Raw genomic sequence first — 11680 nt, forward strand, 5'->3', positions numbered from 1 at the left:
CGCTCAAAACTGAACGGCTTTTCTGATTTATTATTTTATTAGTTAAAGAATGCTTCTTTTACTTTATCCACATAGTCTAACTTTTCCCAAGTGAAGAGTTCTACCTCTATCTTTTTAGTTCTGTGGTAAGGTGATGAAAACACTTTAGTTACTACCTTAGGGGTACGACCCATATGTCCGTATGAAGCGGTTTCGCTATAGATAGGATTGCGCAGTTTGAGGCGTTGCTCTATATCGTAAGGACGTAGCGGGAAGATTTCTTGTATCTTCTTAGCTATTTCGCCATCGGTTAGCTTTACTTTGGCAGTGCCGTAGGTATTTACATATACACCAGTAGGCTCTGCTACCCCTATGGCATAGCTGACTTGTACCAATATTTCATCGGCAACACCAGCTGCTACTAAGTTTTTGGCGATGTGGCGCATAGCGTAGGCAGCACTGCGGTCTACCTTGCTAGGGTCTTTGCCTGAGAAAGCACCCCCTCCGTGAGCCCCTTTACCACCGTAGGTATCCACTATTATTTTGCGTCCTGTTAGTCCGGTGTCGCCGTGAGGCCCCCCGATAACGAAAATACCTGTAGGGTTGATATGGTAGATGATGTTTTCGTCGAAGTAAGGCGCGTACTGAGGGTATTTCTTAATCACACGAGGGATAAGTATATTCACTATATCCTCTTTGATTTTCTTAAGCATTTTGCTTTCCGTATCAAAATCGTCGTGCTGGGTTGAAATTACTATAGTATTTACGCGTACTGGCTTATTATCATCGCTGTATTCTAAGGTTACTTGGCTTTTAGCATCAGGGCGTAAGTAGGTTATTTCGCGGTTTTCGCGGCGTATTTCGGCTAACTCTCTTAGCAAGGCGTGCGATAGGTCTAAGGCAAGCGGCATATAGTTATCGGTTTCGTTTACCGCATAGCCAAACATCATACCTTGGTCGCCAGCCCCTTGCTCTTCAGGTTTGCCGCGCTCAACGCCTTGGTTGATGTCAGGTGACTGCTCGTGTATGGCTGATAGCACCCCGCAAGAGTTAGCCTCAAACATATATTCGCTTTTGGTATAGCCTATTTGTTTGATAACGTTGCGCGCTATTTGCTGCACATCAATATAAGTGTTTGATTTTACTTCGCCCGCAAGAATTACCTGCCCAGTGGTTACGAGGGTTTCGCAAGCCACCTTAGAGTGGGGGTCGAAAGCGAGGAAGTTGTCGATAAGAGCATCGCTAATTTGGTCAGCGATTTTGTCAGGGTGTCCTTCAGAAACGGACTCAGAGGTAAAAAGATATCCCATTGTTATATGTGATTTGTAGAGGATAATTAGCACTAAATCAATGGGGTACTACTAAAAAAGAAGTAATAAAAGATTACTGTTTTAGCATTTTTTGGGGAGTACCCCAAGAGGTTGCAATCAGTACAAATTTGTCCTCTTGTTATTATTTTCGGGGCAAAGATAATGATAATTTGCTAATTAGCAAGTATATAATTAGCAAATTATCATTATTCAGAAAAAAAGTAGTTGCTCGATTACAGTCCGATAACGATACCTACGTGAGGAACTAAGCCCGAACTGAAAATACTTTTGTCTTTTTTGTACAGTACGTTATAGCTTGCACCTATTTGCAAATAGGTATTATTGCCCAATTGCTGCATATAACCTCCGCCAAGGTAAAGGGCGTCTTCTTCGGTGTTATGGGTGTAACTAGTGCTTTTGTTCTTAAGTGATACGAAATAGTGCTGAAAAGAGCTGCTCAGATAGGCTGCTCTTCCGATATAATAGGCTAATGAAGGCCCTACCCCTAAAGAGAGGCTGCGGTAGTACTCAGTGTGCTGTAGAGAGCCGTTGATGTTGAGAGCAAGCTCTATGTCATTAGTGATTTTATAACCTATACGGGGTGATAAATCTAAACTCAAACCGTAAGTGGTAAAGTTGATACCTACATTACCGCCGTAGGTTATAGGTGAGTTTAAACTACTTTGGTAAGCGGGCGACAAGATGTTAGTACTCTGTGCCATAGCCAAAGAGGTCAGCGTTAAAAAAGCAAGGCTAAGAAAAAGTTTTTTCATATTGATATATTTATTTGTTACTAAAAAGTTATTTTTAAGCGAACTTCATTGATTTGGTAGGTGAAATTTTGGTGATAATATAAGTAGGTATTAGCAACATCAGCAGGCAGAGCAGTAGCACCCCAATGTTTAAACATACAATCCACATAGGGGTAAAGGCTGTAGGTACCTCGCTTACATAATAAGTGGCAGGGTCTAACTTTACGAGGCTGTACCACTGCTGTAGATAGAGCAGTGCAAAGCCCAGCACATTGCCCCATAGCAGTCCTAACCCAATGATATAGGCAGCGTTATAGAGGAATATTTTGCGAATACTCTTATCAGAAGCCCCCATACTTTTGAGGGTGCCAATCATAGGGGTTTTCTCTAAGATAAGTACTAATATAGCCGTTATCATATTGAAGCCCCCCACGATAATCATAATGCCGATAATGAGGTAGATATTGAAATCGAACATTCCTAACCATTCAAAAATAAAAGGGAATTTTTGCATAATGGTCTGCGAATCGAGGTGGTAATTGGTATGAGCATACACCTGTTTGCCAATGTTTTCTATTTGGTTAAAATCATTGATGAAGAGTTCGAAATTGCCGATTTGGTCAGCTTGCCATTTGTTTATTTTCTGTATTTGACGCAGGTCGGTGAAGATATAAGACGCGTCAAACTCTTGGAAACCACTATTGTACAAGCCTACTATTTTGAAGCTACGTTGGTTAGGAGCTTGTGCTGCCTCGTCTTTGAGGAAGATAGCCTGACAGCGGTCGCCTAATTTTAGGTGTAGACGATTGGCTAAATAGGTAGACATTAGTATCTCATCGGTAATCTCTTCACCATCAACCTTAGGTACGCGCCCTTGGGTGATAAAGTCGCGCATCAGCGACCAATCGTAGTCTTTTCCTACCCCTTTAGCAAGGATAGACTCGTAGGTGTCGGGGGTACGGATAATGCCCCCTTTAGTAGCTACCGCCTGAATGTGGGTAACCTGTGGTACGCTTTTAAAAGAGGGATAAAAATCTTGGTTGATAGAGATAGGTTTGATAGAAACTTCAGAGGCATTGTTGTCATAATTAAAAATTTGTATATGCCCGTGAAAGACTACTAACTTCTCGCGAATCTTGCGCTGCAAACCGATACCAGTGGCAATAGCGATGAGCATCATCACCATTCCAACGGCAATTGCAGCTACTGCCATTTTGATAATTGGTGAAGATATTGTACTTTTGTCGCCTTTTGAGAAAATAACTCTTTTCGCTATGAAAAATTCAACATTCAATTCGATAATCAATTTTAGAAGTGCCAAAATTACACTTTTTTTCTTATGTACACTCATTTCGTGCAAAAATAATGGGCAGCAGTCGGCTACTACTATTGAGAAAAAAGCAGAGAAACACAGCAAGGAAGTAGTGGTGGGGGCTAACCGTATGTATCTGTATATTAAAGATTTGCAGGATAAAAATATAGGGCTTGTCACTAACCAAACCGGCATCGTAAAGACCGAAAAAGGCAAGTACGTACATTTGGTTGATACGCTACTAAAAAAGAAAATAAAGCTCACTAAAGTATTTGCTCCTGAGCACGGTTTTAGAGGGGAAGCCGATGCTGGCGAAGTGATAAAAGATGGCAAAGATACCCGCACAGGGCTGCCAATAGTATCGCTATACGGCAAAAACAAGAAACCTACAGCCGAGCAGCTAAAAGGTATTGACCTGATGCTCTTTGACCTGCAAGATGTAGGAGCCCGTTTTTATACATATATCTCTACCTTGCATTATGTGATGGAGGCTTGTGCTGAGGCGCATATTCCGCTTATTGTTTTAGACCGCCCTAACCCTAACGGGCACTACATTGATGGGCCTGTATTGCAGCCCGCTTTCAAAAGCTTTATTGGTATGCACCCCGTGCCAGTAGTTTATGGAATGACCATAGGGGAATATGCGCAGATGATTAATGGCGAAAAATGGCTTGCCAAGTCAGTTACTACCGACTTAAAAGTTATTTCGCTTGTTAATTACACTCACCAAACGGCTTATAGTTTGCCAGTGAAGCCATCACCTAATTTGCCTAATGACGCTTCAGTTAATTTGTACCCCAGCTTGTGTTTTTTTGAGGGGACAAATGTTAGTATGGGGCGGGGCACTAATAAGCAGTTTCAAATATACGGAGCTCCTTATTTTGATAAGACCGCGTTTCACTTTACGCCTAAGCCCAATGCCGGCGATAAAAGTCCGAAGTTTAATGGCAAAGTATGTTACGGTGAAGACCTGAGCAAGACAGCCCCCTTATCGCAACTGAATTTGACGTGGCTAAAAAAAGCATTTGAGCAAGGGAAAGGCGTTAAAACATCTTTTTTTACCGCTTCTTTCAATAAAATAGCCGGTAATGACCTGCTGAAGAAACAAATTACAGAGGGGAAAACAGAAGCTGAAATACGCCAAAGCTGGCAGAAAGACCTCGATAAATTCAAAGAAATAAGAAAGAAATACCTATTATATAAATAAAAGTTGTATCTTTGCACCCTCACTCACTATAAAATGACAAATACAGGAAAAATTGAACTAATGGCACCTGCGGGTAACTTTGAGTCGCTACAAGCGGCGATAGACAACGGTGCCGACTCAGTATATTTTGGGGTAGACCAGCTGAATATGAGGGCAAGGGCTAGCATCAATTTTACTATTGCTGATCTTGATGAGATAGCACGCCGTTGTGCTCCTAAAGGTATTCGCACTTACCTCACCCTCAATACTATTATTTACGATCACGACCTTTCTATCATCAAAACGCTGCTTGATGCGGCTAAAAAAGCTGGGCTTACAGCAGTAATCGCTATGGATCAGGCTGTAATTGCCTATGCAAGGCAGATAGGGATGGAGGTACATATTTCTACTCAGATAAATATTACTAATATAGAAACCGTACGCTTCTACGCGATGTTTGCCGATACGATGGTGATGAGCCGCGAGCTGAGTTTGCGACAAATCAAAAAGATATGCGAGCAGATAGAAAAGGAGCAAATAAAGGGGCCTTCGGGCAATTTGGTAGAAATAGAAATATTTGGACACGGAGCCCTCTGTATGGCAGTGTCGGGCAAGTGTTACCTAAGTTTGCACTCGCATAACTCGTCAGCCAATAGAGGGGCTTGTAAGCAAAACTGTCGGAAGAAATACACCGTAATTGACCAAGAGAGCGGTTTCGAGATAGAGTTAGACAATGAGTATATGATGTCGCCTAAAGACCTTTGCACTATAGATTTCCTCGACCAAGTAATTGATACAGGGGCGAAGGTGCTAAAAATAGAAGGTCGTGGGCGCGCGCCTGAGTATGTGGCGACTGTTATCCGTACCTATCGCGAGGCGATAGATGCTTATTACGCAGGTACTTATAGCAAAGATAAATTTGAAGGGTGGATAGAAGCCCTTAAGACAGTGTATAATCGCGGGTTCTGGGGTGGTTATTATTTAGGACAAAAACTCGGCGAATGGAGCGAGAATCCTGGTTCTAATGCTACCCAAAAGAAAGTGTACATAGGGCAAGGCAAGCACTATTTTCCTAAAACAGGTATAGCTGAGTTTGCTATTGAGGCTTTTGATATAAAGATAGGCGATAAGCTACTTATCACAGGGCCTTCTACAGGAGTGCAAGAGCTTGAGCTAACAAGTATGATGGTAAATGACGTCCCTGCCGAGCGCGCTAAAAAAGGGGATTCGTGCACTATCAAAACTGATTTTAGAGTGCGCTTATCAGATAAATTGTATAAAATAGTGAAGAATTAGTCGTTAGTGATTAGTCGTTAGTCGTTAGAAAGCGACTTAAAGATTAGAGATTAAAAACTAATGTGCTAAAGGCTAGAGACTAACAACTAAAGACTAACGTACTAACGATTAAAGGCTAGAGACTAACGTACTAACGACTAAAGACTAAAGGCTAACGACTAATAAATGGTAATAGTAACTTTACAACGTGAGAAGTGTATAGGCTGCAACTACTGTGTGGAGGCGGCTCCTGAGCAGTTTCAGATGTCTAAGAAAGATGGTAAGAGCGTGCTACTGCGTTCTACCGATAAGAAAGGGTTCTTTACACTGAAGAGTTATGATGATAGTATTTATGAAGATTGTGAGAAAGCCCAAAAAGCCTGTCCTGTGAAGATTATAACTACAAAGAAACTTTGAGTTTTTTTTGAATAATGAATTGAATATCAACGAAAATATATAACCAATGAAGAAAATAGTATTATTAGCAGTATGTTTATTAGGACTGTGGAGTGCGAAAGCACAATACATAGGCATCAAAGGAGGGTATAATTACGCTACCCTGAGCGGTAATGTGAATAGTGATAGCAGTGTGAATCCTTATCACGGGTATTATGCAGGTCTTACTCTTGAGTTTCCTCTCTCTAAATTATTCTCTCTACAGGTAGAAGGTATCTATAACAGGCGCGGTGCCAATATAAGAAATAGTACTTATGGTAAGGCAAAATTAGCATTAGATTACCTATCAGCTCCTGTATTGGCACGCTTCAATGTAGGGAAAGGTATTAATCTACACGTAGGGCCTCAGTTAGAATATCGCATTGATAAGCCTAACTTCTATTTTGATGGTACAGACCCAGTAACCCGTGTAAAAGACGATGCTATTGATATGATAGACGGAGCACTGACTGCTGGTATAGGCTATACTACCCAATCGGGTTGGTTTTTTGAGTTGCGCTGGGTACAAGGGCTTACTAATATATTTGAAGGAGATAACAGTTTAAGTCACGTACCTTTTAGTACTGATTATAATTTTAAGAATAGAACCCTCTCAGTAGGAGTAGGATATATATTTTAAGCTCTGAAAAAAATAATTTTCATTTTCGTATTAGGCGTTTTATTAGGTTGCGAAAAAGAACAACGCACTAGAAACCCTTACTTAGGTGAATTTCACTTTACCTATACTATCAATATGAACTTACCTCTGTACAATTCGTTGAAAACACCTATGAGTACCGTTTTTGTACCTTACGGAGGTATTAAGGGTTTTTTTGTGACTTATAATGGTAGTTCGTATTACGCTTGGGAAGCAGCTTGTCCTAACCACACTACCAATACTTGCGAGCGGTTGCATTGTGCATCGAAGTCAGGAGGAGGAAATACTTTTGAGCGTTGTGATGATACTAATACCCATTCGTTTATTTTTGTACAATGTCCTTGCGATGGCACTGTGTATAACCTTGTGAATGGGAGCCCTATTGCGATAGACAAAGTGACTTCACCTTATCATCTGCTCTATTATAATGTTTCGGTAGCAGGTAATATTTTAACTATTAGTAACTAATGCTTTCAGAACGTTTTGAAAATACTAAACCCATCACTTTTATCATCGTGCTTATAGCTCTGTTGATAGGTGATGGGTTATATCAATATGAAATCTTACAAATAGCCCCTTTTAATAGTCCGCATACTACTACACTGCTTATCACTTTTGTGATATTTTGGCTTTCTTTATTGCTTTTGCACCAGATAGACCGCTGGAATGAATTAACAGAGACAAAAAACTGTTATTCGATAGCTTTTTTTAGTATTTTTGTAGTGCTTTTTCCGTCTCTTTTTCAAGAAGTAAAAGTAGTAGGCGCTAACTTCCTTATAATAGCTGCCTTATGGCGCGTGCTTACGCTAAAAACAGGAGAAGGTATCTCGCAGAAATTGTTTGATACCTCCTTACTTATTGTTTGTGCTGGGCTATTGCACCCTTGGGCACTTATTTTCTTGTTAAATATATGGATTTCATTGCTTTTCTATGGAGCTAAGAAGCGTCGTTATTGGTTTATACCTCTTTTAGCTATTCTTATTATCGGCATATTATTAGGGGCAACGCTTATCCTTTTTGATTACACTTCTTTTTTGAGCGACTATTATCAGAAACTCTACACTGATATAGAGCATCTTTTAGTTTTTCCTTCATACCCTTTGCCTACTTTAGTAGCGTTGGGCTGTTTGGGGCTTTTGTTTGCACTTTCGCTGATAGTGTATTATTTTAAGACTACCTATCACAGTATCAGCTCCCTTGTAGTAATTCAGTTTCTTTGGGTAGCCGTAATAGTAGCCATAGTTTCTAGAGAAGTGCTCTATAGCTTTGCGCCTATAGCTATTATTTTTGCCCTTTACGTAGAGAAAATACGTATATGGTGGCTAAAAGAGACTGTGCTATGGCTACTACTCTCACTACCCGCTGCGCTACTTACCTTACATTTTATCACCAAAAGCTAAATCGCCAGCATCACCTAAACCAGGTACTATATAACCATATTCATTTAGATTAGGGTCGATAGTCGCAATCCAGAGATGAGTACTTTCAGGGAATTTGTCTTCTAAATATTCTATCCCCTGTTGGGCACCAATCACGGCAAATAGGTGTACTTCTTTAGGTTTCCCCAAAGGAGCTAAAGCGTTGTACACATTGGCAAACGAACGTCCTGTAGCTAACATAGGGTCAGCTAAGAAGAGTACTTTTCCTTCTAAAGAGGGCGATGCCAAATACTCTACCATTATGTCGAAATCAGTCTCAGAGGTATGTTTTCTATAAGCCGATATAAAAGCATTATCGGCATTGTCAAAATAATTCATCAGTCCTTGATGGAGCGCTAAACCAGCACGCAAGATAGAGCATATCACTATTTCATCTTTAGGTAGTTGTACTTTCTTCTCGCCTAATGGAGTAGTGATAATCTCACTGCGATAATGCAAGAACTTACTCATCTCATAACATAATACTTCTCCTATTCGTTCCAAATTTTTACGGAAACGCATACGGTCTGATTGAATATTTACATCGCGGAGTTCTGCGATAAAACGATTAAGTACTGAGGGTTCTTCACCCAAATGGTGTATAATCATTGGCTTGTTAATATTTTAATTGTTCACGCCCCAAAGGTACAAATAATTTGCTGATTAGCAAATTAGTAAATCAGTAATTTTGAAAAATTGGCATATTATTTGCCCTTTATTCAGTACAAAATATTTAAAACAATAATAATATATGAAAAAGAACTTAGTTAAACTATCGGCTATTATTGCATTAATGCTACTTACCACTGCAACTTATGCTCAAGAGTTTCACATAGGGGCTAAAGCAGGGGCTAACTTAGGAAAGATAGCAGGGGTTGCCTATAAAGACAATTTTAAGTTGGGCTATCAAATAGGAGGATTTCTTGAATTTGACTTTACTGACAAATGGGGATTGCAGAGCGAAGTGCTCTTTAACCAAAGCAATACAGAGATTCGCAATAGTTACAAACAAGTGTGGGACGAAAAGTTTAATAAGAACAAAACGCTGGATTATGTGAGTGTGCCAGTATTGTTGAAGTATAATCCTAATGAATTTCTGTCGTTACACGCAGGGTCTCAGTTCAGTTTTTTAACTAATAGTGAGGATAGCACTTGGGAGAACGGTAAGAAGCTTTTTAAAGACACGGACTTCTCTATAGTAGCAGGCTTAGAGGTGAAAATATTAAATCCTTTGTATGTGTATGGTAGGTATGCGTGGGGATATTCAGATATCAATAAAGCCCTTTCTGAAAAGGCAACTTTGCAACAAATTCAAATAGGTGTAGGGTTGCGGTTCTAAATAAAAATATAAAAAATAGTATAAAAAACTTTTTGTTATTGTAAAAAAGCACTATCTTTGTCCTAAAATTTACCAACAGAATTAGGATGATGAAGATAGAAAAGTTATATAGAATTCTATTAATAAGGTTTTTATTTGTACTAACCATTATATTTTTTCAATTTGCTGACGGACAAACTATAGAAAATGTTCTTACTTCCACTAATTTGCATTTTGCATTAGATAATTTTCAAGAAAAGGAAATAGTTCGTTTGTCAGTGCCTCAAGGTATAACAACAGTAGAAGTGGAAATTATACTCCCTTTAGGGGTAGAATACGCTGAAGGTACTGTTGTTATAACAAAAGGAGAGGCTAAAATAATACAAAAAGCAGGAACTTTACTTTCTCAACCTACATTTGTAGTTACTATTAACAAGAGTAACACTATTGCTTTTGAATTTAATAGGAAAGTAACTTCTCGGGCATTGCTTCTTAAAGGAGAACTCAAAGATACTGTAAAATTAAAAGTCGGTGAGCGCTTGTATGATACTAAGCTTTCTAACAGCTATTACTTGCGCTCACCGTCTTTGCTTTTACAACCTTCGCCTATAGTGTTTGATAAAAAAGATGGTGAACATAATGATTTTTTCGTACTTAGCAATACGGGTATAGGAGGGGTTAAAGATATTTATTTTTCAGTAGATTACCCTGAAGAAGTGTCTCTTATAGATTTAAAATATAAAGGGAAAAAGATACTTCCTATAGGAGTAGTGCCTGCAGGTTATGCTAATGCAGGAGCTCCTTTGTATAGGGTAGAAGGCACATTTTTTAACGAAAAGAAAGATGGAATAGTAATATATGAGCATTATACCGTAGCAAATTGTCAAGCGAATTGTCCTATAAAGTATGCAACTTATTGGGGCGATAATACATTGCGTTTTTATGAAACGAAAGAGGAAACAAAGTTACTTCATCCGAAAGAGGAATCTACTGTTATCACGCTTTCAGACGATACCTATACTCTCACAACCACACATAGCACCACTACTACCGCTACAACTGTCGGTAGTGTCTTCACTAACGACCGTATCAACGGAAAGCCAATTGATATCCAAAAAGTAATCTTTAGCTTATTACCGCAATCTACGCCAAATACTTTTGTCATCACTAAGGACGGCAACATTATTGTCCCCTCTCATACCCCAATAGGGCATTACACCTTAAATTACCGCATTTGCGACAACTCTCAACCCTCAAAGGGCAAGAGTCAAAAACCTATTTGCCAAACAGCAACCGTAACTATAGCAATACTGCAATCAGTTACTACCCCAACTACTACAACAAACACCACTGCCACCCCGACTATTATCACACTCTCAGACGATACCTATACTCTTACAACTACCGAGAGTTTTACTACTACCGCTACAACTGTTGGAAGCGTTTTCATTAACGACCGTATGAACGGAAAACCTATTGATATCCAAAAAGTAATTTTTAGCTTATTACCGCAATCTACGCCTAATACTACTTTTGTTATTACTAAAGACGGCAACATCATTGTTCCAGCTCAAACGCCTATAGGGTGCTACACCTTAAATTACCGTATTTGTGATAACTCTCAACAGTCAAAAAACAAGAAGCAAAAACCTATTTGTAAAACAGCAACTGTAACCATAGTAGTGCGACAATCAGTTACTACTCCAACCATTACAACAAACACCACTGTCACCACTACTACCCCTACAGTCATCACCCTCTCAGACGATACCTATACCCTCACTACTACTGAAAGTACTACTACTACCGCTACAACTGTAGGTAGCGTCTTCACTAACGACCGTCTAAACGGAAAACCTATTGATATTCAAAAAGTAATTTTTAGCTTGTTATCGCAATCTACGTCTATTTCTTTTGTTATCACTAAGGACGGCAACATCATTGTTCCTGCTCAAACCCCTATAGGGCGTTACACCCTAAATTACCGTATTTGTGACAACTCTCAACCCTCAAAGGGCAAGAGTCAAAAACCTATTT

General features: G+C 39.5%; 12 protein-coding genes. 8 read left to right on the forward strand and 4 right to left on the reverse strand.

Annotated features, from left to right (window positions below; translation table 11 throughout):
* Positions 1-38: 38 nt before the first annotated feature.
* From metK to HMPREF9074_RS05410, 3 genes are all read right to left on the reverse strand, one after another.
* Complete coding sequence (gene metK, locus HMPREF9074_RS05400) at positions 39-1289, reverse strand: methionine adenosyltransferase (protein ID WP_009391330.1); 1251 nt, start codon at positions 1287-1289, stop codon at positions 39-41.
* 233 nt (positions 1290-1522) lie between these two features.
* Positions 1523-2062, reverse strand: a complete 540-nt coding sequence (locus HMPREF9074_RS05405; RefSeq protein ID WP_009391332.1) for a hypothetical protein — start codon at positions 2060-2062, stop codon at positions 1523-1525.
* Between the two features lie 34 nt (positions 2063-2096).
* Positions 2097-3254, reverse strand: a complete 1158-nt coding sequence (locus HMPREF9074_RS05410; protein WP_034539914.1) for an ABC transporter permease — start codon at positions 3252-3254, stop codon at positions 2097-2099.
* Positions 3255-3315: 61 nt separating this feature from the next.
* Here HMPREF9074_RS05410 and HMPREF9074_RS05415 point away from each other — a divergent pair, with 61 nt between their 5' ends.
* From HMPREF9074_RS05415 to HMPREF9074_RS05440, 6 genes are all read left to right on the forward strand, one after another.
* Positions 3316-4560, forward strand: coding sequence for an exo-beta-N-acetylmuramidase NamZ family protein (locus tag HMPREF9074_RS05415; RefSeq protein WP_369700493.1), 1245 nt, complete (start codon positions 3316-3318; stop codon positions 4558-4560).
* Positions 4561-4593: 33 nt separating this feature from the next.
* Positions 4594-5835, forward strand: coding sequence for a peptidase U32 family protein (locus tag HMPREF9074_RS05420; protein ID WP_009391337.1), 1242 nt, complete (start codon positions 4594-4596; stop codon positions 5833-5835).
* Positions 5836-6000: 165 nt separating this feature from the next.
* Entirely contained in the window at positions 6001-6231 is a 231-nt protein-coding gene (locus HMPREF9074_RS05425) for a ferredoxin (RefSeq protein ID WP_009391339.1), read from the forward strand.
* Positions 6232-6277: 46 nt separating this feature from the next.
* Entirely contained in the window at positions 6278-6889 is a 612-nt protein-coding gene (locus tag HMPREF9074_RS05430) for a porin family protein (protein WP_009391341.1), read from the forward strand.
* Positions 6890-6892: 3 nt separating this feature from the next.
* Positions 6893-7375 carry a hypothetical protein gene (locus HMPREF9074_RS05435; RefSeq protein WP_009391343.1) on the forward strand — a complete coding sequence of 161 codons (483 nt, stop codon included), beginning with the start codon at positions 6893-6895 and terminating at the stop codon, positions 7373-7375.
* Positions 7375-8307: a DUF6427 family protein gene (locus tag HMPREF9074_RS05440; protein ID WP_009391345.1), complete on the forward strand. Its 933-nt coding sequence runs from the start codon at positions 7375-7377 to the stop codon at positions 8305-8307. The genes HMPREF9074_RS05435 and HMPREF9074_RS05440 overlap by 1 nt, the downstream gene beginning before the upstream one ends.
* Here HMPREF9074_RS05440 and upp read toward each other — a convergent pair.
* Positions 8284-8934: a uracil phosphoribosyltransferase gene (upp, locus tag HMPREF9074_RS05445; RefSeq protein ID WP_009391347.1), complete on the reverse strand. Its 651-nt coding sequence runs from the start codon at positions 8932-8934 to the stop codon at positions 8284-8286. The genes HMPREF9074_RS05440 and upp overlap by 24 nt on opposite strands.
* 142 nt (positions 8935-9076) lie before the next feature.
* Here upp and HMPREF9074_RS05450 point away from each other — a divergent pair, with 142 nt between their 5' ends.
* Together HMPREF9074_RS05450 and HMPREF9074_RS12340 are read left to right on the forward strand one after the other, a co-directional pair.
* Entirely contained in the window at positions 9077-9664 is a 588-nt protein-coding gene (locus HMPREF9074_RS05450; RefSeq protein WP_009391348.1) for a porin family protein, read from the forward strand.
* A 284-nt stretch (positions 9665-9948) separates the two neighbouring features.
* A partial coding sequence (locus HMPREF9074_RS12340; protein WP_232297127.1) for a hypothetical protein occupies positions 9949-11680 on the forward strand: 1732 nt, incomplete at its 3' end.

The sequence above is a fragment of the Capnocytophaga sp. oral taxon 329 str. F0087 genome (assembly GCF_000213295.2).
GTDB lineage: Bacteria > Bacteroidota > Bacteroidia > Flavobacteriales > Flavobacteriaceae > Capnocytophaga > Capnocytophaga leadbetteri_A.